The sequence below is a fragment of the Sphingomonas sp. QA11 genome (assembly GCF_028473665.1).
Lineage (GTDB): Bacteria > Pseudomonadota > Alphaproteobacteria > Sphingomonadales > Sphingomonadaceae > Sphingomonas > Sphingomonas phytovorans.
In genome coordinates, this window is record NZ_CP098774.1 from 3,488,132 (window position 1) to 3,512,055 (window position 23,924).

General features: G+C 65.3%; 18 protein-coding genes. 8 read left to right on the top strand and 10 right to left on the bottom strand.

From position 1 onward, the window contains the following. Positions 1-137: 137 nt before the first annotated feature. Positions 138-1,247, bottom strand: coding sequence for a hypothetical protein (locus NDN01_RS16225; protein WP_272622794.1), 1,110 nt, complete (start codon positions 1,245-1,247; stop codon positions 138-140). 46 nt (positions 1,248-1,293) lie between these two features. After that, complete coding sequence (locus NDN01_RS16230) at positions 1,294-4,302, bottom strand: TonB-dependent receptor domain-containing protein (protein WP_272622795.1); 3,009 nt, start codon at positions 4,300-4,302, stop codon at positions 1,294-1,296. A gap of 821 nt (positions 4,303-5,123) precedes the next feature. On the opposite strand from NDN01_RS16230, the gene NDN01_RS16235 reads away from it, so the two are divergent. The 8 genes from NDN01_RS16235 to NDN01_RS16270 all read left to right on the top strand — a co-directional run bounded on the left by NDN01_RS16235 (position 5,124) and on the right by NDN01_RS16270 (position 13,680). Next, the gene (locus tag NDN01_RS16235) at positions 5,124-6,056 is read left to right on the top strand and encodes an RraA family protein (protein ID WP_272622796.1); all 933 of its coding nucleotides are present in this window, start codon (positions 5,124-5,126) and stop codon (positions 6,054-6,056) included. 648 nt (positions 6,057-6,704) lie between these two features. After that, a complete protein-coding gene (locus tag NDN01_RS16240; RefSeq protein WP_443025130.1) occupies positions 6,705-7,343 on the top strand; it encodes a GntR family transcriptional regulator in 639 nt (212 codons plus the stop codon). Between the two features lie 340 nt (positions 7,344-7,683). Next, positions 7,684-8,829: a fumarylacetoacetate hydrolase family protein gene (locus NDN01_RS16245; protein WP_443025131.1), complete on the top strand. Its 1,146-nt coding sequence runs from the start codon at positions 7,684-7,686 to the stop codon at positions 8,827-8,829. Positions 8,830-8,897: 68 nt separating this feature from the next. Then, positions 8,898-10,277 carry an amidohydrolase family protein gene (locus NDN01_RS16250; protein ID WP_272622797.1) on the top strand — a complete coding sequence of 460 codons (1,380 nt, stop codon included), beginning with the start codon at positions 8,898-8,900 and terminating at the stop codon, positions 10,275-10,277. Continuing rightward, positions 10,274-11,584, top strand: coding sequence for an MFS transporter (locus NDN01_RS16255; protein WP_272622798.1), 1,311 nt, complete (start codon positions 10,274-10,276; stop codon positions 11,582-11,584). The genes NDN01_RS16250 and NDN01_RS16255 overlap by 4 nt, the downstream gene beginning before the upstream one ends. A 226-nt stretch (positions 11,585-11,810) precedes the next feature. Beyond that, on the top strand, positions 11,811-12,674 hold the full coding sequence (locus tag NDN01_RS16260) for a 4Fe-4S dicluster domain-containing protein (protein ID WP_272622799.1): 864 nt from the start codon (positions 11,811-11,813) through the stop codon (positions 12,672-12,674). Then, positions 12,671-13,354 carry a hypothetical protein gene (locus tag NDN01_RS16265; protein ID WP_272622800.1) on the top strand — a complete coding sequence of 228 codons (684 nt, stop codon included), beginning with the start codon at positions 12,671-12,673 and terminating at the stop codon, positions 13,352-13,354. Before NDN01_RS16260 ends, NDN01_RS16265 begins: the two co-directional genes overlap by 4 nt. A gap of 20 nt (positions 13,355-13,374) precedes the next feature. Continuing rightward, entirely contained in the window at positions 13,375-13,680 is a 306-nt protein-coding gene (locus NDN01_RS16270; protein WP_272622801.1) for a hypothetical protein, read from the top strand. A 41-nt stretch (positions 13,681-13,721) separates the two neighbouring features. On the opposite strand, the gene NDN01_RS16275 is transcribed toward NDN01_RS16270, so the two are convergent. The 8 genes from NDN01_RS16275 to NDN01_RS16310 form a co-directional block, all read right to left on the bottom strand. Next, complete coding sequence (locus NDN01_RS16275) at positions 13,722-14,852, bottom strand: tetratricopeptide repeat protein (protein ID WP_272622802.1); 1,131 nt, start codon at positions 14,850-14,852, stop codon at positions 13,722-13,724. A gap of 160 nt (positions 14,853-15,012) precedes the next feature. After that, a complete protein-coding gene (locus NDN01_RS16280; protein ID WP_272622803.1) occupies positions 15,013-16,785 on the bottom strand; it encodes a vWA domain-containing protein in 1,773 nt (590 codons plus the stop codon). A 117-nt stretch (positions 16,786-16,902) separates the two neighbouring features. Continuing rightward, positions 16,903-17,448 carry an RNA polymerase sigma factor gene (locus NDN01_RS16285; RefSeq protein ID WP_272622804.1) on the bottom strand — a complete coding sequence of 182 codons (546 nt, stop codon included), beginning with the start codon at positions 17,446-17,448 and terminating at the stop codon, positions 16,903-16,905. Positions 17,449-17,609: 161 nt separating this feature from the next. Next, positions 17,610-18,503, bottom strand: coding sequence for an SDR family NAD(P)-dependent oxidoreductase (locus NDN01_RS16290; RefSeq protein WP_272622805.1), 894 nt, complete (start codon positions 18,501-18,503; stop codon positions 17,610-17,612). A 127-nt stretch (positions 18,504-18,630) separates the two neighbouring features. Then, positions 18,631-19,314, bottom strand: coding sequence for a TetR/AcrR family transcriptional regulator (locus tag NDN01_RS16295; protein ID WP_272622806.1), 684 nt, complete (start codon positions 19,312-19,314; stop codon positions 18,631-18,633). Positions 19,315-19,381: 67 nt separating this feature from the next. Further along, positions 19,382-20,965 carry a long-chain-fatty-acid--CoA ligase gene (locus tag NDN01_RS16300; protein ID WP_272622807.1) on the bottom strand — a complete coding sequence of 528 codons (1,584 nt, stop codon included), beginning with the start codon at positions 20,963-20,965 and terminating at the stop codon, positions 19,382-19,384. Then, on the bottom strand, positions 20,962-22,590 hold the full coding sequence (locus NDN01_RS16305) for a carboxylesterase/lipase family protein (protein ID WP_272622808.1): 1,629 nt from the start codon (positions 22,588-22,590) through the stop codon (positions 20,962-20,964). Before NDN01_RS16305 ends, NDN01_RS16300 begins: the two co-directional genes overlap by 4 nt. After that, positions 22,587-23,921: a spinster family MFS transporter gene (locus NDN01_RS16310; RefSeq protein WP_272622809.1), complete on the bottom strand. Its 1,335-nt coding sequence runs from the start codon at positions 23,919-23,921 to the stop codon at positions 22,587-22,589. The genes NDN01_RS16305 and NDN01_RS16310 overlap by 4 nt, the downstream gene beginning before the upstream one ends. Positions 23,922-23,924 lie beyond the last annotated feature (3 nt).

Genomic DNA, 23,924 nt, shown 5'->3' on the forward strand with positions numbered 1-23,924 from the left:
TGCCCAGCCAATACTGCATACAAAAAATCCTGCGTGCATGCATCTTCTGCGTGCCCGAGATTGTCAATAGATTCGTCGGCGCGGCGGCAGCATCGACAGAGCCGGCCGCCCGGCACGGGCGGCCCCATGCCATCGATTCAGACCGGCATTCTCCGCTTGGTGAATTCGCGCCCCATGATCGCGACGTCCTCGCCACCCTGCCCCGCCGCGACGACCATGCAGCCGTCCCTGATCTGCTGGACCACATTGTTGTGGCCCGGCTCGGTCTCCGCAGCATTGAGGAACATGACCTTGTTCTTCTTGCACTCGGCCAGCACCCTGGCGCGGACCGCCTCCATATTGGGCAGGGCCGAGACATCAGCGATCACCTTGCCGGCGGCATCGCGGACCACCGGATGGCCGGACAGGCCGCCATCCTCCACACCGTGATAGCCGTTCAGCCACAGATTATGGTCGCCCGGGCCCCATTCAGCCATCGCCATGCCGGGAATGGCGAGCGTCTGGGCGACGGTCTCGTCGGCATAGGTGTCCTCGATCTTCACCCCGAAGATGATTTCGCCGCGCGGGTTGAGCGGCCAGAGATCGGCGATGTGCTGATAGGTGCCGCCCGACACGCCCCAGATATCGGCGGCATAGCTGGCGCTGTTGCCGCGCAGGCCCCGCATCCTGACCTTCGGCGTGTTGGGGAAATCGGGGAACGGGTAGCGCGCGCCCATATGCATATAGGTCTCGATCGCCCTGGGATCGCGGGCGTGGCAGATATGGATGCCCATCACGCCAGTGCAGAGAAGCTGCTCGATCACCCAGGTGTTGGCGCGGGCATAAGCCTCATCGAGGCCAATGACCGGGGGCGAGACGAACACGGTAGGGAAACGGTGGCCGGATTTCGTACCGCCGCCGTCCTTCAGGCCGCGCATGAACTCGCGCAGTTCCTTCAGGTCGAAACAGCCATGCTCCATTTCATAGCTGATCGCGTCCGCCCAGGTCTTGCACATCTTCCTGCCCTGTTCGTACGGATCGACGTTCGGGCCGACGCCCGAGCCGGTATAATAAATCGGCTGCCCGTCCTCCCACAGCTCGATGCACTTGTTCAGGCGGCGCGGCTTGTAGGTCATGTCGACCGACGACGGCTGCCTGCCGCTATTGACCGGACGGGCGGCACGGCCCTGCGCCACGGCCTGGGTGGCGGCGAGGCCGGCGCCGGCGACCGCACCGGCCACCAGCAATTCGCGCTTGTTGATATCCATCAGCTATCCCCTTTTCGGTTTCAGGTCATGAGGTGGAGTCGGCTCGTCAGAAGGTCGCCCGAAAGCCGACCGAGACGAGGCGCCCGAGCAGGTTCGAGGTGAAGCCGTTGAAGCCCCAGGCGCCGACACCCCCGGCACCGGTGGTGTTGCCGTTGTAGAAAGGCGGGTCGCGATCGAAGAGGTTCTTCACGTCGATGTAGACCTGGCTGCCGTTCATGAAGCTGCCCTTGAAGTTGTAGGCAGCATGCAGGTCGATCGTCAGGTCGGGCTTCACCCGGTCGCCGCCCCCGGTCGGATTGCCGTTGGAGCCGAGCGTCACCGGCTTGACCGATGTCTGGATCCAGTTGCGATAGGCGCCGGTATAGTTGGCGAAGAAATCGAGCGAGAAGGCATCCTTCTCCCAGCCGAGCTGCCCGCGCCCCTTGGTCTGGATCGACGGGAACTGCGAGTTATAGCCCGAGGTGTTGAGGATGCTGAACGGCTGATCGCCGAAGTCCTGCATGAAGCGGGTGAAATAGGTGATCGACCCGCCCACCGTGAAGATGCCGGCACCTGACGTCGGCACGCGATACTGGAACTGGGCATCAATGCCCTGGACGTTGAGGTTGAGCACGTTGCCGACATCGCGGTTGATGAGGAAATACACCGTCGACGGCAGGGTCGCCGCCGTCGTCGCGCCGTTCGCCACATTGGTGAAGGTCCGGATCTGGTCGGCGGTGCAGCTCGTAGGACAGATGGTGAGACGATCGTGCAACGCCGCCGAATTGATGATCAGCGGCTGCGCCGGCGAGGCGACGCCGCCCTTGAAGACGTTCGCCCAATAGGTGACGTTCGCGGTGAAGCCGGGAATGAAATCGGGCGTCAGGTCGACACCGACCGACCAGCTGCTCCCGGTCTGGGGAACCACACCGGCGAAGCCGGCGCCGAGCGAGCGATCAAGCCCCTCGCGTCCGGTATTGGCGCCGACGCGGCAGGTGACCGTCGCCGTCTCGCAGCCCGGAAGCTGCTTCACCTCGGGATAGGCGGCGACCGGCACGTCGAGCACGGCGCTGGCACCGGTGCCGGTCGCACCGCGCAGATAGCCCTGGCGCGCGTCGCCGATCTGGTTGAGCGGCGGCGCCACGAAGGATTCGGCCCAGTTGCCGCGGACCTTGATCCAGTCGTTGATCTGCCAGTTGGCAGCGACCTTCGGGTTCGTCGTCGATCCGAAGTCGCTGTAATGATCGATCCGGCCGGAAATGCTCAGGTCGAACTTCCTGACCAGCGGGATCTCCATGTCTTCCCCGACCACCGGCACATAGAGCTCGACATAGCCCGACTTCACCCGGCGCGGCCCCAGGTTCATGATGAAGTTGGTGTAGCCGGTGCCAGTGCTGTTCGGATTGAGGCCGTACACGTCCTGCGTGACGTGCATATATTCCCCGCCCACGGCCATGCGCACCGCGCCGCCCGGCAGATCGAACAATTCGCCCTGCGCCTCCAGCTTGAGCTGGTACATGTTGTTCTGGTGTTCGTTGTTGGTGTTGTTCGAATAGAGATACTGCCACACCGACGCCGCGGTGCGATTGGTGCCGAGGCCGTTCCACACGTCGAGCGCATTGGACGTGGTCAGCGCCTGGCTGACCGTCCCCGTCTGGCCCGGCGCCGGCAGAACGCTGGTTATCGTGCCATTCAGCGCCGGCGATCCGTTGAGCGCGAGCGTGGCGCAGGTACTGCAGAAGGTGTTCTTGCCGCGCTGGTAGCTGTTCGACCGAGCCAGCGCGCCGCTGGCCGTGATCGACCATTTGTCGGTGACCTTATAGTCGATCACGCCCGTCGTGTAGAAAGTGGTGTTCTGGTAATTGTTGGTGCCATAATCCCCGGTAGGAGTGAGGGCGAGCCAGTTGACCAGTTCCTGGGTGAAACCGCTGCCTGGCGGCGCCCGGAAGAAGGGGTTGATCTGCATTCCCTTGCCCGACCCCGCGCCATAGGTCTGCGCGTTCGACAGGGTGCCCGGCGTCCCGGTCGAGAAATGCTGCAGGTGGTTGAACACGAACTTGCCGGTGAAGCTGATCCGGTCGCCCAGTTCCTGGTTGACCACGACCAGCACGCCTTCGCGCTGCACGCCCGGCACGGCGCTGCCGTAAAGCGAAGTGTTGCACATACCGTTCAACGCCTGGTTGTTCGGCAACGTGGTCGTGGCGTCGGCGCCGGGATAGATCACCGTGGCCGATGAGCTGCCGCGCACCGTGGCGGGCGAGCAATTATAGCTATTGGTGTTGCTGCCGCCGATGTCGCGATAATCGCCGCGGCTGAGGAACAGCCGCTTGTCGCTGGTGATCTCCTGCTGCTTCAGGAACTGCCCGGCGATATAGACGCCGCCGCTATCCCATTTGGTGCCCCAGATGCCGTTGAGATCGTAGCTGCGATAGCTGTCGGCAAAACCGACGCGGCCGTTGACCGTCAGCCCCTCGAAGGTCTTGCGGGTGATGAAATTGACCACGCCGGCGACCGCATCCGAGCCGTAGATCGAGGAGGCGCCGTCAGCGAGCACCTCCACCCGCTGCAGGGCCGGGGTCGGGATGATGTTGGGATCGGTCTGGGCATATTGCAGGCCGCCGCCCGGCATGCGCAGCCCGTCGATCAGGGCAAGCGTGGTGTTGCTCCCGCTGCCCGCCAGGCTGTGGATCTGCGGCGCGTAATAGGAATAGGAACTTTGTGCCTGCGGGGTCGAGCCGGCGGTGGTGATCGCGGGAACCGTGTTAACCAGCTCGCTCGTCGAGATCGCGGCCGTCTTGATCAGGGCTTCCTGCCCGACCGACACCAGGTTCGACCCGACCGGCGCCACACCGCGGATCGCCGAGCCGGTAACCACGATATCCTCGCCAGGACTGGCCGAATCCTCGGGCGGCAGTTCCTGGCCGGAGCCGGCGGACGCGGGCACCTGAGCAGCCTGGGGAGTCGTGTCGGCCGCCCTCTGCGCATCCTGCGCCTGCACCGCCGATGCGAAGGCAAACATCGCCGCAACGGCGATCGTGGAACCGCTCAGCCTGAGCGTGGGCAACAGCTTGGTCACAATATCTTCTCCCCCGGTTGGTTCTTGTGGGTCGATGACGCGATCGGGACGATCCGGCGCAGCGCGGCGCGGCAAGAAGAGCGGCGGGGAGGATGTCGTGGCCGAGCGGTGCAGCGCCGCGGTTCCCGGATTCCCGGCAAGCGGACACGAGGCTCCGGCAACGGGTCGCGATGCGAATCCGATCAAGGCATTCTCCCCTTTTTATCGCCGCGGCTTTTGCCGTTGACGTTGCTGGCACCGGCTTCCCGCCGCCCGCCTGTCGCTCGAGTCCGAACGACAGTATGTTTGGATACAATTCTATTCATTGAATACAAGATGATATTTCATGCTGCGTTGCGATGCAGGAAATACGACCGTCGGGCGAACATCAGTCCCGGCCGATCCGTGCGGCACGAGCTACAGCTTCAGGCAAGCTGTCAGCATGTCATGATTCACGATTTTTCCCATTTTTCTATGTACACTTAATCCACGTCTTCTTCCCTTTTTCATTCAACGGGAGTCACGCTTTCGCGCCATGCAGACGGGCACAAATACCGGATACATAGTGCCGTCATGCACGCACCGACGCACGGTCGGTTACAGCAACTTGTCGCACCCCCTGCACCTGCCGGCATCTGCAGCGGATCAGGAGCAAATGTATTGAACTGGCAATAATTGTATGCAAATTTTGACGAGCGGCGCCGGCCGGCTCGACCATCCTTCCGGGGCCCAAGCAAAGGGGGGGAACGACACAGCAGACAATGCATGGCCCGCCACTATTCCGGGCGACGACCCCGGCCGCGCGGATGCGATATCGACAACAGAACAAAGGGAGAGATACAGTGAAAAAGCTTCTATTGGCCATGGCCCTAGGCGCGTCAGCCGTCGCCATGACGGCACCCGCCCATGCGCAGATCCAGGCGACCAGAGACGATATCCTGTTCTACACCGCCGACTGGACCGGGGAGCGTTTCCCCGACGGAAGGCCCAGGGTGCCTGATGCGATCCTGAAGCGCCTGCTCGACGTCAACACCGAGGAGGCCTGGGGCATCCTGCGCCAGGTCGGGTACAACAACCAGTTCGAGGGTGGATTCCAGATGGTCCACAACGACCGGCCGTTCGTCGGCCGGGCACTGACCGTCCAGTATCTTCCGCTGCGCCCCGACATGAACAAGGCGATCAGCGCGCTGGGCGCGAAGGAGAAGCGCTCCGGTGGCCATAACAGCTGGCCGATCGACATGCTGCAGGTCGGCGACGTCTATGTCGGCGACGGCTATGGCAAGATCATCGACGGCACGCTGATCGGCGACAATCTCGGCAATTCGATCTACGCCAAGTCGAAGACCGGCGTGGTGTTCGATGCCGGCGTGCGTGACGTGGCAGGCCTTGCCGAGATCGACGGGTTCAACGCCTTCACCCGCGGCTACGACCCCTCAGCCATCCGCGAGATGGAGATGTTCCGGATCAACGGGCCGATCCGCATCGGCCGCGCGACGGTGCTGCCGGGCGACCTGATCCTGGCAAAGCGCGAAGGCGTCGTCTTCATCCCCGCGATCATGGCCGAGACGGTGGTGAAGGGCGCCGAATATATCGCGATGCGCGATGCCTTCGGCCATCAAATGCTCCGCGAGCAGCGCTTCACGCCGGGCGAGATCGATCAGCGCTGGACACCGAACATCAACGCGGCCTTCCTCAAATGGACCGAGGACCATCCCGACCAGATGAAGATGACCCGCGCCGACCTCGCCGAGATGATGAAGTCGCGCAATCAGTAAGCGAAAAACCATGACGGAGAAGGGGTGGCGCGGCGGCCTCCCCTTCTTCCGGGGAGTCGCCATATCCGTTCATCGCGAGTAGCCGGGCCTGTCGAAGCGGTGGATCGGAGAACAGGCGCACCGCATTCCAAGGTGCGTCGATACGGGCCTTTGATACGGCTTCGCCTACTCGGTCCCTACTCAGCACGAACGGCTATGGTGAATCCGAACAGTTCATCATCACCATCCATTCAGCATGATTCGGTCACGGTGCACCCGTCCCTTCGCCTTAATGTTGCATGTAACATATAGGATATCGTATAACTTGCATGCAAATTGCATTAGCTTACTGATCGGACTAGGTTATTCGTCGGACCGAAACATGGCGGGGATGCGGGATACGGATATGGTCGACGCGAAGCGATCGGGAAAGCCGGGCGATGGCCGGGCGCGCCAGCTTGATAAGTCCCCTTCGGACCTTTAGGTAAACGCTGTCTCACGACGTTAACCTCCAAAAAATCACAATTGGGCGCTGAGATGATGAGCCGAACTGCAAAAACTGGCACCAAGACCAAGACCGTGCGGAGCAAGGCTCCATTAAAGAACGGCGCCAGTGCAGGACCCCGCAAAGGCAGGCTTCGACTTGATGCGGTAAAGACAATTCGGAAGATGATTCTGCTTGGCGAGTTGCCGCCGGGCGAACGCCTGCGCGAAGTCGCGCTGAGCGAGGCGCTCGGCATGTCGCGCACGCCGATCCGCGAGGCCTTTCGCACATTGGCGGCCGAAGGACTGATCGACCTGCTGCCGAACCGCAGCGTCGTGGTCAGCGTGCCGGACAAGTCGGAGGCGGCTGACGTCTTCACCGTGCTCGGCGTGCTCGAAGGGCTCGCCGGGCAACTCGCCTGCCGCCGGATGACGCCCGAGCAGATCGAGATCCTCGACGAGCTGCAGGCCGACCTGGCCGCCTATTTCGAGAAATCGGACAGGCTGAGCTATCTCGAGGCGAATCGCCTGATCCACGAGCATATCGTTCAGGCGGCCGAGAGCCCCTCGCTGATGCTCGCCTGGCGGCTGCTGCTGCCGCGCGCTGAACGCGCCCGGCATGTCACCACGCTCGACCATGACCGCTGGGCCGAGGCGTTCGCCGAGCATTGCGAGATCAACGCCGCGATCCAGGCGCGCGACGAGAAGCTGCTCAAGCAGCTGCTCGAAAGCCACTTCGCCAAGGGCGTCGAGAGCATGAAAAAGAACGAGGCCCGCGAGCGCGCCAATCGCCGCGCCGAAATCTATGCAGGCGTGGTCGGTTAAGGCGAAGTCGAACGTCATCGCGTAAGGACAAGTGTCAATCGAGGGAATATTGCGTCCCCGGCGAAGGCCGGGGTCCACTCGGGGGGCGATGATAATTGGCGTTACGTGTCGTTACATCAGCCTTCCCAACTGGGCCCCGGCCTTCGCCGGGGAAGGCAACAGGTGACCGGCCATCGCGTGCCCTCCCTCAACTCATGATGGGGCATTCGTCACTCCTGTAGCCTCACACCCCTAGCCGGGGTAGAATTCAGCAATACCCCGTTGTCTGTATGCAAGATGATTGATATGCATACATCAAATCGGGCGCCGTCTCGCGACCCGGAAACGGGGAGAATGACGAGTGCGCGACCTGCTTCCAGACGACAGCCGGGACGCGACTCTGATCGGACGACTGGCGAGCGACCAGGGCCCGATTCCCGTCTCCGTCATCGACGGGAATGTCTTCGACCTGTCCGGGGAAGCTGACACGGTTTCCGGCCTGCTTGAAATGCTGACCCCGGGCGGCACGCTGCCCGCTGGTCGCGCCATGGGGCCGATCGAGGCGCTCGACCTGAGGGCCGCCTGGGACGAGTCCGGACCGGGCCGCCTGCTTGCGCCAATCGACCTGCATTGCATCAAGGCATCGGGCGTGACCTTCGCGGTCTCGGCGCTTGAACGGGTGATCGAGGAGCGCGCGCGCGGCGATTCAGCCGGCGCGGCGCGGTTCCGCGCGGAAATCCAGGAGAAGATCGGCGGGGATATCCAGTCGGTCCGACCAGGATCGCCCGAGGCGATGAATCTCAAGGACATGCTGATCGCGAGCGGCGCCTGGTCGCAATATCTGGAGGTCGCGATCGGGCCGGACGCCGAGATCTTCACCAAGGCGCCAGTGCTCTCGGCGGTCGGATCGGGCGCATGGGTCGGCATCCGCAGCGATTCGCACTGGAACAATCCAGAGCCCGAGGTGGTGATCATCGCCGATTCAGCCGGCAATGCGCGCGGCGCGACCCTGGGCAACGACGTGAACCTTCGCGACATCGAGGGACGCAGCGCGCTGCTGCTGGGCAAGGCGAAGGACAATAACGCGTCCTGCGCGCTGGGACCGTTCATCCGCCTGTTCGACGACAGGTTCACCATGGACGATATCCGAAACGCCGAGGTCTCGCTGCTGATCGAAGGCGAGGACAAGTACCGGCTGGAAGGCAGGTCGAACATGCGACTGATCAGCCGCGACCCGATTGACCTGGTCGGCCAGACGATCGGCAAGAGCCACCAATATCCCGACGGCTTCGCGCTGTTCCTCGGCACCATGTTCGCGCCGGGCGACGACCGCGGCGAGCCGGGGCGCGGTTTCACCCACAAGATAGGCGATACCGTGACGGTGTCGACGCCGAAGCTCGGCACGCTGACCAACAGGGTATGCCATTGCGAGGATGCGCCGCCCTGGACCTATGGCATCGCGGCGCTGATGCGCGACCTGGCCCGACGGGACGCCTTCCGCATCTGATCAATCGAAGACCCGACCGTAAGCACGACGCGCCCGCCGAGACGGGACGGTCCAACAGGAGAGTGACCATGGGGAACGCCATCTTGCCGAACAACACCGCACGGCATGGGCGCAAGACGCGGCTGGCCGGGCGCCTGCTGGCCGCGACCGCCGGCGCGATCGGCCTGTTCGCCACCCTGCCCGCGCTGGCGGAAACCCTGGTGGTGAAGAACTTCACGCTGATCGACGGCCGCGGGGGCGCCGCCACGCCGAATTCGGCGATGGTGGTCGAGGATGGCCGGATCGTCTGGGTCGGACCGTCGGCCCAGGCGCCGGTCGATGCGGCGGCGATCGACCTGACCGGCAAGTTCGTCATCCCCGGCCTGATCGACACGCATATCCATATGGGCAATGTCCATGACCTGACCCAGGATGAGCGTTTCTACACGACCGAGAATGTCGAGGCCGACCTGAGGACCTATGCATCCTACGGCTTCACTACCGTGGCGGTGATGGGCACCGACAAGGATTCGGTCTTCGCCGTCCGCAACGCCGAACGTGCCGGACGCCCGACCATGACCCGGCTGTTCACCGCCGGCCAGGGCATCGTGTTCCGCGGCGGCTATGGCGGCGTGCCCGGGATCAACCGCCCCGTGGCCAATGCCAGGGAAGCGGCGATCGAGGTCGACGCGCAGGCGGCCAAGGGTGCCGACTATATCAAGTTCTGGCTCGACGACGAGCTGGCCACCATGCCCAAGATGCCCCCCGAGATCAGCCAGGCGGTGATCGACGCGGCGCACCGCAACGGGCTGAAGGTGTTCGCCCATATCTTCTATCTGGAGGATGCCAAGCGGCTCGCCGCGCAGGGCGTCGACGGTTTCGTGCACAGCGTGCGCGACAAGCCGGTCGACAAGGAACTGACCGACGCGATGAAGGAAAAAGGCATCGTCCAGGTCGCGGCGACGCTCAGCCGCGAGGCGGCGATGTTCGCTTATGGCAAGCCTGCGCCGCAACTCGACGATCCCTTTTTCAAGCAGTCGCTCTCGCCCGAGGCATTGCGGCTGCTGGCCAGCCCGGAGCGGCAGAAGAGCGTCGCCTCGGCGCCCGCCTTCCCCCGCCTGCCCGGCTTCTTCGATACCGCGATGGCCAATCTGAAACGCGAAGCGGCCGCCGGGGTGCATTATGGCGTCGGCACCGATTCAGGTCCTCCCGGCCGCGTCGCCGGCTATTCGGGCCATTGGGAAATGGAGCTGATGGTCAAGGACGGCTTCACCCCGGGCCAGGCGATCCAGGCGGCGACCGGATATGGCGCCGAGATCCTGGGCGCGAAGGACCTGGGCACGATCGAGCGCGCCAAATGGGCCGACTTCGTCGTGCTCGACGCCGATCCGCTCAAGGACATCAGAAACACCCGCAAGATCAACTCGGTCTATATCGCGGGCCGCAAGGTGCGCTCGGTCGCGCAATGACCGTTGAAGCGAATGACAGCCGGCGCGTGGCACGGCGGCCGACGCGCGTCCGCCATGCCGTGCTGTGGCTGACGGTCGCCGCGTACATGATCACCTATATGGACCGGGTGGTCATCTCCACCGCGGCGCCGGCGATTCAGCAGGAGTTCGGTTTCTCCGCGATCACCATGGGCTGGATCTTCAGCACCTTCCAGATCACCTATGCGCTGTTCCAGATTCCGGGCGGCTGGCTCGGCGACCGGTTCGGCCCGCGCCGGGCGCTGACCTGGATCGTGATATGGTGGTCGAGCTTCACCGCGCTGACCGCGATGACCTGGTCGGCCGGATCGATGCTGGTCTGCCGCGCGCTGTTCGGCGCCGGCGAGGCGGGCGCCTTCCCGATTGCCACGAGGTCCCTCTCGCGCTGGATGCTGCCGCAGGAGCGCGGCTTCGCGCAGGGCGTCACTCATGCCGGCGCGCGGCTCGGCGGCGCGATCACCCCGGTGTTCGTCGTGCTGCTGATCGCCGATTTCGGCTGGCGCGCGCCCTTCTTCGTGTTCGCGGCCGTGGGCCTGCTCTGGGCGGCGCTCTGGTTCTTCTTCTACCGCGACCTGCCGAGCGAGCACCGGAAGGTGAACCAGGCCGAACTGGCGCTGATCACCGATGCACTGGGGGCAGCGCCTCCACCGAGCCGAACGGTCAAGGTGCCGTGGGCGAAGCTGCTCGGCAACGGGCAGATATGGACGCTGTCGGCGATGTATTTCTGCTATGCCTACAGCATCGGCATCTTCCTGACCTGGTTCCCGACCTATCTTAAGGAAGCGCATGATTTCAACCTGACCAGGATGGGCCTGTACGCCAGCCTGCCGCTGATGGCCGGCGTCGCCGGCGACATCGCGGGCGGCTGGATTTCGGACCGCATGGCGCATCGGTCGGGCAACCTGACCCTGTCGCGACGGATCGTCGCGATGACCGGATTCCTGATCGCGGCGGCGACGATCCCGATGGCGGTGCTGTCGGCCGATCCGCTGACCAGCGTCGCCTGGTTCTGCCTCGCGGTGTTCGGGCTCGAGCTGACGGTCGGCGTATCCTGGGCAGTGACGCTCGATATCGGCGGCAACTACGCCGGCTCAGTCTCCGCGGTGATGAACAGCTGCGGCAATATCGGCGGCGCCATCGCCTCGTTCGCCACCGGCTATATCGTCACCTATGCGGGCTGGAATCCGGCCTTCTTCGTGCTGGCGGTGCTGTGCTTCGCGGCCGCGCTGCTGTTCCTGCGGATCGACGCCGCCAGGCCCCTGTACCGGGGCGAACCGGCCGCCGCGTGACGGGCTTTCGTCTCCCGATGTGAGAGGTTTGATCGGAATCGGACATCAAGACCATTGACACGTTCGGCCAATGGCTTGATGCATACAAACAGTTACTTTAGTATGCAACAATCGTCGAGAGCCGATCACTATCGTCGGCAACGGGGAAACGCCCGCACCGTCGCGGGCAACGCCCGACAGGCGAAAGCGGTCGCCGCCGCCGAGGTCCGGGGAGGTCAGGCAGGATATGAAGATCAGCGAGACGAAATGCGTTGGCTGCGGCAATTGCACCTACGCCTGCCCGATGGGGGCGATCTATGTCGACCCGAAGACGCGCAAGGCGACGGTCAACAGCGACGAATGCGTCGAATGCTATGCGTGCTATAACGGGCTGAGCAAGGAGCATCTGCCGCCCCGGACGGTTCGCTTCACCCGGCGCATGATGTCGAAGCTGTGGCTCCGGTTCGAACCCGATCCCGATATCTGCCCGACCGACGCGCTCGAGCCCGATCCGCTGACCTGGCCCCGCGTCGTGCGCCGCGCCTTTTCCGATCCGCGCGTGCCGCACGAATCGACCGGCGTCACCGGCCGCGGCACCGAGGAAGTGAAGACCAACGAAATCTCCAACCGGATCGCGGTCGGCATGGTCGGCTTCACCATCGAGTTCGGCCGTCCGGGCGTTGGCGTGCGCTTCCACCAGATCCAGGAAATGAGCATGGCCCTCGCCGCCCTTGGGGTGAAGATCCAGCCGAAGAACCCGGTCACCGCGATGATGAGCGATGTCGAGACCGGCAAGATCCGCGACGACATCCTGAACGAAAAGGTGCTCTCCGCGATCCTCGAGATCACGGTGCCGGTCGAGCGCACCGAGGAGATCATCCGCACCGTCTGGGCGGTCGAGAAGAGGATCGATACGATCGTTGTGCTCGGCGTCGGCACGCGCTGCGACGAGGATGGCGAGGAGCGCGTGGTCGCCCCGATCCTGGAGAGCCTCGGCTACACGCTGAAGCGCGCCAAGACCAATCTCGGCCTGGGCCGCCCGCAGATCCGCGAGCTTGCGCGCGAGAATGCCGAACCGGCCAGTCAAGCACAGGAGTCGGTCGCGGCATGACCAACACCCTTCACCGCTACGGCACCGCAGAAAGCTTCAAGGACGATTATGTGATCTTCGCGCTGCCCGCCAAGGGCGGCGCGCAGACGGGCGACCCCAAGCCGGCGTTGCGGCGCTTCCTGGAGATCGCGCTCGACTATAATCCGGTGAACATCGGCGACGCGATCCACGGCGGCGGCACGCGGCCGACCGAACATAGCCACGCGATGGAGCATTTCGCCAGGCGCCCGACCAAGCCCGATTTCCAAAGGGTGATGGACGGCCTGGGCGAGCCGACGACCTATTCCGCCGTGTTCGCGACACGCGAGGACGCGGAAGCATTCGTCCAGCGAATCGTCGAGGAGGACCTCGGCCTCAGCATCAACATCTCCTCCTCGATCGAGAATGCCCAGAATTGCTGCAAGGCGGCCGGCATCACTCGGCACAGCGTCGGCTATTCGCTCGGCTTCGAGGGCATTCAGGACAATGCGCCGAACCGCCATGTGCTCGCCCTGTCGACCATGTGCGGCCACGGCATGATCAGCCAGTCGCTCGCCAAGAAGATGATCGACATGGTCAAGGAGAACCGCGCCTCGCCCGACAAGGTGACGGCGGCGCTGAGCCGTTTCTGCTCGTGCGGCATCTTCAACCCGGTGCGCGCCAGACGGATCATCGAAGAGGCGCGCAAGAAGACCTTCTAGTCCCCGATGGAGCAACCATTGTGACGACCCAAGCCATGGACCCATGGTCCGACACCAAGCAATCCGCCGCCGGACGCGGCGCCAGAGCGCCGATCGGCGTCGGCGAAGGAACGATCCCGGCCGGGCGCTCCGGCCGTACCCGGCTCTGCTATGTTCATCCCGACCTGGTCAGGGACGCCCGCGACCGGCTGCGCGCGCAGACCGCGGATTGCGTGATGGAGACCCTCGGCATCAGCGTGAACACCTGGGTCAAGATGCGCGACGGCAAGCCGATCCGCATGTCGGTCGCCGAGCGGTTCGTTCAGCGGGTCGGCGCCTCACGCTGATCCGCCGTGGGGCGGATCGCTGCGCAGGGCGGCATCGGCGTTCAGTCCACCACGTCTTCGTAGCGCGGATCGAGATCGACGGCGCGATCCGCATCGGCATCCGCCCGGCGGATGTCGCCCTGCCGACGCAACAACAGGCTGCGGTTATAATAGCCGCGCGCCGCATTCGGCGCATAGCGCACCGCCCGGTCCAGATCGGCAATGGCGCCAGCAAGCTCTCCCTTGCGCTCCCGTGACAGGCCACGATTGAGCCAGGCGATGGCAAGCCGCGGCGACACCTCGATCGCCCGGTCGAATGCCGCGATCGCGCCGTCGACATCGCCACGCCACGCCAGCGAGAGTCCATCAGCCACCTGCGCCGCCGCGCGTCCGGCGGGGCCCGGCGCAGCCGGATCGACCAGTTTCCCGCACGCACCGAGATCGCGGCCCGGATCATCCACCGTGCACGCATTCCAGTCGCCGCGTCGCGCGCGCTTCGACACCATCCGGGCCCGCGCCCCGGCCTTGCCGCTCGATCCGCTTACCCGCGTCCCGGTGACCACGATATTCGCATCGGCGGAATCTTCCACCACCGGAGCGGACGGCGCCGCGGCCGCGGGAGGCGGAGCGGCCACAGGTGCGGCGAGGAATGCGCTTTCCGCCCGCGCGGAAGCGGCGCTGCGTTTCATTTCCATCGGCGGCGGCGGTGGGGGTGGCGGTGGCGGTGGCGGCGCAACATCGGCCTTCACCGTTGGTAATATGGGAGGCGCCGCCGGAACATTCGCGCCCGCCGAAAGCGACCCGGTTGGCTTGCCTCGAGGCGTGACGACCGGCGGCGCAATATCGGCCGCGACCGGCAAGGGCGGCCCGGGGGGCGAAGCGGGTGCGGGCCGGGATGGCACGTCCACAGGCGATGGCGCCTGCGTATCGCTGGCAAACCGGGGACTTGTCGTCATCCAGACCGGCACGCCCACCACCGCGACCAGCGCGACGGTGACCAGCGCTCCCATACGGGGGCCGCCGATCCACGACCGTCGCGGCGGCGTTGCCGGGCGCGGCGGATCGACGGCGCGCGGGGGGCCGGTGGCCGCATCGAACCGCTGCATCGCCGCCTCGATCGCCGAATCCCGGGCGGCGGGCCTTGGCGGCGGTGGGTCGGGCAGCGAAGCCGAGAGGTCGCTATCGGGCTCCATTCACGGCGCCCCGTCTGCGGCACGGATCGCATGGAAACCCGCCACTGGCCCGAGGCAATGAGGAGACGAAAGCAACATCTGCCGGCCTTATAGCCTCAATTGCCGACGGGTCGAATGGCGATCGGGTGCGGCGGCAGCGCCTGACGCCGCACCCCCTTGCCTATCGCCGCAACTGGGCCAGCGCCCCGGCCGACCTGGCCGCCCGGACGAGCTGGACGAACTCGGTGCGATAGCCGAAATCATCCTCGCCCCGCGCGGCCGTGACGATCCGCAGCACATCGTCATAGCTCATCGAGCCGTTATATTTGCCACCGCGAAGCAGTTCGGCAAACGCCGCGACCCCGGTCGCGAACCGTGCTTCCCGCGGCGCATCCTCGAACCGGGCAACCTCCGACGTTCGGTCGATCGGGGTCGAGATCAGCCGGCTCGTGTCGGATTTCGGCAGCTTGTAGCGGATCCTGACGAAACCATATTCGCCGCCGCGCGCTGACGCCGCAACTGGTGCGGGCCGTGCATAGCGCAGATCGCCAATGGCGCGCGGACCACCCACCGGCACGATCTCGTAAATCGCGGTGACCGTCTGGCCCGATCCGACATCGCCCGCATCGACCTTGTCATTGTCGAAATCCTCGCGGTTGAGCATGCGCGTTTCATACCCGATCAGGCGATATTCGGCGACGGTCGCCGGGTTGAACTCGACCTGGATCTTCACGTCCTTGGCGATCGGGAACAGGGTCGAGGTCGCCTCGTCCACCAGCGTCTTCCGCGCCTCGCCGATCGTATCGATATACGCGGCCGCGCCATTGCCGTTCTGCGCCAGCGTTTGCATCATCGCGTCATTGTAATTGCCCATGCCGAAACCGAGCACCGAGAGGAACACCCCCTTGCCGCGCTCGCGTTCGATATAACCCTTCAGCTCTTCCTGATTGGTGATGCCGACATTGAAATCGCCGTCGGTCGCCAGGATGACTCGGTTGACACCCTTCGCATCGAAATTGCTTTCGGCGAGTGCATAGGCCTGGCGGATCCCCTCGGCCCCCGCCGTGCTCCCGCCCGCGCCAAGCCGATCGATCACCCCGAGAATCCGGCCCTTTTCGCTCGCCCGGGTCGGCTCGAGCGCGGTGCCGGCCGAGCCGGCATAGGTGACGATCGACACCCGGTCATCGGCATCGAGCTGGTCGAGCAGCAGCGCCAGCGACTGCTTCACCAGCGGCAGCTTGTTGGGCGCGTTCATCGACCCCGAGGTATCGATCAGGAAGACGAGATTGGCGCGCGGCCTGGTCGCGCGCTGGAGCTCATAACCCCGGATGCCGATGCGGACGAGCTTGCGCCCGGCCGTCCAGGGGCTGGGGAAGACAGCGACATTGGTACTGAACGGCTGGTCCGCCGAACGTGCTGCCGCATAGCTGTAGGGGAAATAATTGACCATCTCCTCCGTCCGCACCGCCGCCGGCTGGGGCAGGAGGTTCTGGTTGAGCGAGGCACGGACGAAGGAATAGGACGCGGTGTCGACATCGATCGAGAAGGTCGAGACCGGATCTTCCCGCACGACCTTGAAGGGGTTCTGGGAAGTAGCGGTGAACTTGTCGCGCCCGACATCCTGATAATAGGGCATCGGCATGCCAGGTTCGGGCGCGATCCGCGCCAGATAGCTCTGCGGCGCCATCATCTTGCCGGTCACGATCATGGACGGCGGCGGCGGCGGGGCGGGCGGCGGTGGAGCAGGTACCGCCATCGCGACATCAGCGGCGACTTCGGCCCGCGCGGCAGTCTGCTGGTGCACACGCGTTCCGGTGACGACGATATTATCATCCGCCAGCGCGGCGGGCGGGGCGGCGGTCTCGATGCCGGACCTCGCGCACGAGGCGAGGAGCATGACGGTCACGCCGATAGCGATGGCGGGGTGCTGGCGGGACATGTATTGGCGGGGCATTGGGGGACTCTCCCTGGTGACAGCGGCGCACGATCGTCCGCATGTCCCTTCGACGCCCCTCCCCGGGATATCCTTGGGCCCGGTTGAAAATATTTCTTCGAATGCCGCCCGTGCCGTTCAGCCGCCTTCGGCCCGGTCGGTGGCAAGCAGCCGCCGTACCTCGTGCATCCGCCACGATATGGTCGATTCAGCCACGCCCAGTATCTCGGCCGCCTCGGCATGGCTGAGCTGCTGTCCCGCCACGAGCACCACCGCATCGCGATAGCCCGGCTTGAGCCGGGCGATGGCGCTCTTCATCCACATCGCATCGTGGAGATCGCGCCCGTCCGGCCCGCGCGTCAGCCCGGTCAGCACGCCGAGCCGCTCCGTAAAGCCGAGAAAGGAGCGGCGCCGGCGCTTCTGGTCGCGGCAGGCGTTGACCACGATGCCGCACAGCCAGGTGGTGAACCTCGCTTCGCCGCGGAACCCGCCGATCTTCTCGACCAACGTGCAGCAGACATCCTGCGCGATATCGTCCGCATCGGCACGCGATCCGGTCAATTGCCAGGCCAGGCCGTGGATCCGGTTGTAATGCCGTTGCAGCAGCAGGCCGAAGGCATCGCGATCACCGCCCATGGCGGCGGCGATCAGGTCGACGTCAGGATCGTCCCCCGTATCCGCCATGAGTCAGCGCCGGCCGCCATACGGGCCGGCGCGCATGCGCATGACTGTCGCCGTATCTCCCACAGGCCGCTCTGTGCATCATTCGCGCCCATGATGCCATCGCGGACCGGCGCCCCACACCTTCCGCTCGGGAAAGCGGGAGCGGATCGGCGGCATTTCCTTCACTCCACCAGGGCGGTTTCCGTCGATGCCATGCCGGCGCTCGCGACCTCGCGCTCGGCCTGGACGAAGCCATATTCGGGGACGATCTCGCCCGCCCGGTCGGAGATGATGTTCCAATGGGCGACCACCTGCTCGCCGGCATCCCCCGTACCGCCGATATGCCGCCCCTGCGACAAGGTGACGCTCGCCCGCGCGAAATGACCGGCGCCCGCGCAGAGGATCGCGCGGGTGGGCGCATCCTCGCCGACGAGCGCGAGCAGCCCCGGGCTCACCAGCGCCGGGTCGAGCAGGTCGAGGCTAGTGTCGGGCAAGACGCCATGAGTCATCCGGGTGGCGGCAGTCGGCGCGAGGCAGTTCACGCGGATGCCGTATTTCTCGCCCTCGATCGCCAGGGTCTGCATCAGCCCGACCAGCGCCATCTTGGCGGCGCCATAATTGGCCTGGCCGAAATTGCCGTACAGGCCGGACGAAGACGTCGTCATGATCACGCGGCCGTGGCGCTGCTCGCGCATGATCTCCCACACCGCCTTGGTGCAGATCGCCGCGCCCATCAGGTGAACGTCGATCACGATGCGGAAATCGTCGAGGCTCATCTTCGCGAAGCTCTTGTCGCGCAGGATGCCGGCATTGTTCACCAGAATGTCGATCCGGCCCCAATGGTCCATCACCCGGGCGACCATCGCGGCGACCGCCGCCTCGTCGGTGACCGATCCGGCGACGGCAAGCGCCTCGCCGCCGGTGGCGGCGATCTCCGCGGCAACGGTCTCCGCTGCCTGCTGTGCCACATCGTTGACCACCACCCTAGCTCCGTGGCGCGCCAGAAACAGGGCATGCGCCCGGCCCAATCCGCCGCCGGCCCCGGTTACGATCGCGACGCGTCCTTGCAGTGACATCTGACTGTTCCTCCCTCTTGACCTGCGTTCGTCGCTAGCTCGATTCATATTCACTCTCAAGCTAGTTAGTGTCTTTTATGTGTAACATCCGCTGATGCGGCCGGCGGGAATCACCTTCATCACGCCGTCAGAACGGCTCTTTTCCCGAATGCTGGCGGCACAATTCCAGGAAGCCGGCGGCCATGAACGACGCCATGCGATCCTTGACGGCAACAAAATCGTCCGACTTGCAGATGCCGCCGGAAAGCTTGTCGATACGCCCGGTGCGCGCCAGCGTGAGCATCAGGGCGCCAGTCACGAAATGATAGCCCCAGAAGATATCCTGCTCGCTGCAATCGGGCAGCGCCTTTTTCAGCAATCCGATCAGGCGCAGCACGACCGGATCGAAATGCTCGTCCATCAGTTCGGCACCCCATTGGGGTGCGTTCGCCACCTGGGCGCCAAGCGCGGCATAATTCTTCCAGCCCTCCCCGCCCTCGATATAGAGGTCGAGATCGGTATCGAGGAAAGCGCGCAGCGCCCCCGCGACACTCGGCTTGCCCTGGGTCGCCACGTCATATTCGTCGAGCGCCTTCATGCGCCGCTCACTCGTCACCACGGCGCGGCGGGCGAAGACGGCGTCGAAAAGCTTCTTCTTGTCCTCGAAATAGTAATTGAGCAGCGTGTGGTGGACGCCGACGCGTTTCGCGACATCCTTCAGCGTCACGCCGTAAAGGCCGTGCTGCGAGAAGAGATATTCGGCCGCGTCGAGGATCTGCTCCATCGTCTCGGCACGCTGTTCCGCCTTGGTGTTGCGTCGGCGGGGTTTCACGTCTTCGGGCAATGAGGGCCTTTCTGTCTTGGCGCGACCAGCGCCGAACCGGCGACCGGACCCCGGCTCACGCGCTGCCGTATTCGGATCTCAGGCGTATCTTGTCGATCTTGCCGGTCGACGCCAGAGGCATGTGCTGAAGGCGCACGATCGCATCGGGGATCCACCAAGGCGCGACCCGCCCTTTCAGGGGTGCCAGCAGCGCTTCGTCGCTAATTCCCTGTCGATCGCGCATCTCCACCAGCAGGATCGGGCGCTCGCCCCATTTATCGTCCTGCCGCCCGATTACCGCGGCCAGCGACACCTCCGGCAGCGCGCCGACCACGGCTTCGATCTCGGCCGGGTTGATCCACTCGCCGCCCGACTTGATCAGGTCCTTGGCCCGGCCGGTGATGATCAGATTGCCGTCCATGTCGATCCGCGCGAGATCGCCGGTCCCGAACCAGCCATCGGCATCGGTCGCGCTCTGCTCCTGGCCGAAATAGCGCTCGACCACCGCCGCGCCGCGCACGCGCAGATGCCCCTCCGGCCCGCGCTGTTCAGGCAAGGCGTTTCCTTCCGCATCGACCAGCAACAGATCAACCCCGATCGCGGGACGCCCCGCCAGGGCGGCGGACCGGGCCGGATCATTGGGCGGGGAGACGGTGCCCGAGGGCGACAATTCGGTCATCCCCCAGCTCGTCTGTACCGTCACGCCGAGCCGGCGCTCGATACGCTCCATCAGCGCTGGCGCCAGCGGAGCACCGCCCATGATGATTCGCTGGAGCGTCGGCACCTCTTCGCCGGTGGCCTCGAGGTGGTCGAGCAGCCCGAGCCAGACGGTCGGCACGCCCACCGCGATCGTCACCCCTTCAGCGACGATCAGACGCGCCAGGCTCGCGCCGTCAGTCCGCCTTCCGGGCAGCACCAGCTTCGCGCCGGCCGCGGGCACCGCGAAGGGCAGTCCCCAGGCATTGGCGTGGAACATCGGCACGACGACCAGCGCGCTGTCCTTGGCGGAGATCGCCATGACGTCCGCCTGCAGCAGCCGCAACGTGTGCAGGAAGCTCGACCGGTGTGTGTAGGTGACCCCCTTGGGCGCGCCCGTGGTGCCGGAAGTGAAGCAAAGGCCGCAGGGCGCGGTTTCGTCGAAGCCTCCCCAGGACACGGTCGGGGACGCGTCGGCGATCAGCGGTTCGAGTTCGACGACGCGCGCGGTCCCCGCCACGCCCTGGCCGGGCCCGTCGATCACCAGTACGTACTCGATCGCCCGCACCCGCTCGGCGATCTGGCTGGCGAGCGGCATCAGGTCGGCGCTCGCGACCAGCATCCGCGCGCCCGACTGCTCGACCATCGAGGCAAGCTGCGCGCCGGTCAGCCGCGGGTTGAGCGTATGGCAGACCGCCCCCATGCCCATGACGGCATACCAGGTCTCGACATGCGCCTGGCTGTTCCACGCCAGCGTGGCGATTCTGTCCCCCGCCCGCGCGCCAAACCCGTCGAGCACCGCCGACACGCGCCTGCTGCGCGCCTGTAACTCGCCATAGCCGATCCGGGCGATCCGCCCATCTTCGCAGGCAGTCACCACCTCGCGGCGAGGATGCCATTTGGCTGCATGTTCCAGAAACTTGTCGAGCGTCAGGTCGAAAGGCTGCATTTCACCGTCGATCATTTGCAGTTTGCCACCTTTGCCAGCACCGGGGAGATGACGCCGGTATTCCAGTTCCACGGCTGGTCGCCTGCCGCGGACCGGCGGCAGACAGCCGCTTCGTGCAGCGCGAACATGCCCGGGAAGAGCTTCCTGCCCGGCGTCGGCACCTGCGCGAAGGCAATGTAGTTCGCGTCCTTGCCATAAGGTTGCCAGGCGGGCTGGCCCTTGGCGACCGGATCGCCGGTCGTCGCGAACGACGTCCAGTAGCTCATCATCGCGTCGGACAGGCGCCGTTCGGCCAGCGTGTCGGGCACCTTCGGCCAATAAGGCGGCGTCTGGCCCGTCGTGCCGAAGACATAGGGCAGTTCCGATGCGTGAAACGCATGCAGGCCGTTATCGTCGGCGGCCGGATAGCCGTGATCGAACAGATAGAGATAGCCGCGCTGGCCGATCGCTGTCTGGCCGATCGCCAGCCGGGTCGAGGTCCAGCCGTAGAGTGCATCGCGGGTATTGGCGAGCATGCTCTCGTCGATCGTGCCAGCGGGATAGAGCCTGAGATAATAGTCGGCGAGATCGCCATAACGGCCGCGAATCGTCTCCTCATAGGCAGCGGCGTTGGCCGGCGCCGGCGGCAGCAGGACACGGAGCGAGCGGATTTCACCACTGTTGAAGCCGGCGAGGACCGGCACGGGCGCCTGCTCGCCGCGATTCCAGGTGTCGATGAGCTGGCGGGTCAGCACCTTGCCATCGACGGCGCCCCAGGGGCCATAACCCCTGGCCGCGGCCGAATCCGTGAGCTTTTCCGCGTCCATCGCGCGGAACGCCGGCAGATCGGCCGCCCCCAGCGCCGTCATGATCTGAGTCCCGGCAGCTTCCGCCGAGGGCGTGCCGTGCGCCGTCTGCTTCAGCTCGGGCGTTGAGATCATATAGGCGCTTTCGGCGATGGCCTTGTGGAACAGCCCGCGCGCGCGCGGTGAGGCCATCAAATACATCACGCTGAGGCCGCCCGCCGATTCCCCCGCGATCGTGACGTTGCCGGCGTCGCCGCCGAACGCGCCAATGTTGCGCTTGACCCAGTCAAGCGCCGCGATCTGATCGAGCAGGCCGTAATTGCCGGAGATACCTTCCGCCGATTCAGCGCTCAGCGCCGGATGCGCGAGATAGCCGAGCACGCCGAGCCGATAGTTGATCGAGACGACGATCACCTTCTTCCCGGCCATGCGCGCGCCGTCATACGTCCGCTCATGGCTGTAGCCGCCGACCAGCGCGCCGCCGTGGATCCAGACGAAGACCGGCAGGTTCCTCGCGTCCTTCGGTGCCCAGATATTGAGCGTCAGGCAGTCCTCGCTCATCTTCTCGGGCGGGTTGGTGTAGATGCCGACCGCCTTCGAATGCGGCTGGACGCAGGCCGGCCCGAACTCAGTCGACTTGCGCACGCCTTGCCAGGCCGGGAGCGCGGCCGGGGCCTTCCAGCGCATCGCCCCAACCGGCGGCTGTGCATAGGGGATGCTTCTGAAGACACGAACATCACCCTGGACGCTGCCCTGTACACTTCCTGCGGGAGCATCGACGGTCGCCGACTGGGCAAATGCCGGACCGGTCGGAAGCAGGAAGGCCGCCAGCGCGGCAACGCACAATTGTTTCATGCTGACATCTCGACGGGGTTGCGGCTTTCGCGGCGCAGGATGCGTGCGAGCCGGAGGAAGAGCGCGATCGCGATCAGGTAGAAGGGCGTCAGCGTGTACAGGGCCGATTGCAGATACTGGGGATGGCCATGCACCTTGAACCAGTCGCTTGCCTGACCGACCCAGGTCGGCCCGAGACCGAGACCGATGAAGTTCATCACCAGCAGCAGCAACGCTCCGGCCAGAACGCGCTGGTTGGGCCTGACTTCGTCCTGCACCAGCGCCACGGAGGCGGAGAGGTAGAAATAGTTGAACATCATCACGACCGCGAGCAGCGCGAGCGCCAGCGGCCAACCCGGCGCCCAGATGAAGGCAAGGTAGAAGGGCATCGCCACCGCGAGCGACAGTGCGGGCGCGACGGCATAGCCAGCGCGCGAGGTTCGGGTCATGCGGTCGATCACCCGGCCGGAAATGACCATCCCGCCGCCCATGCCGAGAACGAGCACCAGCGCGTACCAGATCGCAACCTCGCTCAGCACCATGCCCTTGTCGCGCATCAGGAACAGCACGGCGAAATTGCCGAGGCCATAGGTGACGAACTGAGTCGCGCCGCTGCCCAGCGCCGCGAGCATGAGCACCGGGTGCGTAAAGAACATGCGCAACGTGGGCCAGAATGGAGCCTTGTCCGACCCGTCGCTCGCGCGCACCTGGTCGGTCGCGCCGCGTTCCGGCTCGCGGAGGAATAGCCGCACCAGCAGCGCCGTGACGACGCCGATGACGCCGATGATGATGAACGGCATGCGCCAGCCGAACCGCTCAGCGATCGCGGCGCCGAACGCCACGCCGATCGCGGCGCCGATCGCCGGGCCGAGATTGAAGATGCCGAGCGCCGCCGCGCGCCTGCCGGGCGGATAGGTATCAGTGATGATCGCGTAGGATGGCGGCACGCCCCCGGCCTCACCGAAACCGACGACCATGCGGGCGACGACGAGTTGCGTATAATTCCCCGCCATGCCGCAGGCGATCGTCGCGCCGCTCCAGATCGCGCAGGCGAACGACAGGACGTTCACGCGGTTGGTCCGGTCGGCCAGCCAGCCGACCGGGATCGCGATGAAGCAATAGAACATCGCGAAATAGAGGCCACCGATCAGTCCAAGCTGACCATCGGTTACCTGCAAGGCGTCCTGGATCGGCTTGGCGAGGATGCCGATCAGCTGCCGGTCGAGAAAATTGAGGACATAGACGAAGGTGAGCGCGGCCAGCATGAACCACGGACGGGCGCTGGTGGCCGGGGCGGAACGCGCGGCGGCCGGCTCCGTCACGCCGATCGGGGGAACGGAACCGGCGGCCACCGA

Bases quoted from the DNA above. Each gene is read 5' to 3' on its own strand.
- NDN01_RS16290 (WP_272622805.1), bottom strand. From the start codon at position 18,503: ATGTCACTGCAAGGACGCGTCGCGATCGTAACCGGGGCCGGCGGCGGA.
- NDN01_RS16285 (WP_272622804.1), bottom strand. From the start codon at position 17,448: ATGGCGGATACGGGGGACGATCCTGACGTCGACCTGATCGCCGCCGCC.
- NDN01_RS16255 (WP_272622798.1), top strand. From the start codon at position 10,274: ATGACCGTTGAAGCGAATGACAGCCGGCGCGTGGCACGGCGGCCGACG.
- NDN01_RS16260 (WP_272622799.1), top strand. From the start codon at position 11,811: ATGAAGATCAGCGAGACGAAATGCGTTGGCTGCGGCAATTGCACCTAC.
- NDN01_RS16305 (WP_272622808.1), bottom strand. From the start codon at position 22,590: ATGAAACAATTGTGCGTTGCCGCGCTGGCGGCCTTCCTGCTTCCGACC.
- NDN01_RS16250 (WP_272622797.1), top strand. From the start codon at position 8,898: ATGGGGAACGCCATCTTGCCGAACAACACCGCACGGCATGGGCGCAAG.
- NDN01_RS16280 (WP_272622803.1), bottom strand. From the start codon at position 16,785: ATGCCCCGCCAATACATGTCCCGCCAGCACCCCGCCATCGCTATCGGC.
- NDN01_RS16240 (WP_443025130.1), top strand. From the start codon at position 6,705: ATGATTCTGCTTGGCGAGTTGCCGCCGGGCGAACGCCTGCGCGAAGTC.
- NDN01_RS16265 (WP_272622800.1), top strand. From the start codon at position 12,671: ATGACCAACACCCTTCACCGCTACGGCACCGCAGAAAGCTTCAAGGAC.
- NDN01_RS16225 (WP_272622794.1), bottom strand. From the start codon at position 1,247: ATGGATATCAACAAGCGCGAATTGCTGGTGGCCGGTGCGGTCGCCGGC.
- NDN01_RS16275 (WP_272622802.1), bottom strand. From the start codon at position 14,852: ATGGAGCCCGATAGCGACCTCTCGGCTTCGCTGCCCGACCCACCGCCG.
- NDN01_RS16300 (WP_272622807.1), bottom strand. From the start codon at position 20,965: ATGATCGACGGTGAAATGCAGCCTTTCGACCTGACGCTCGACAAGTTT.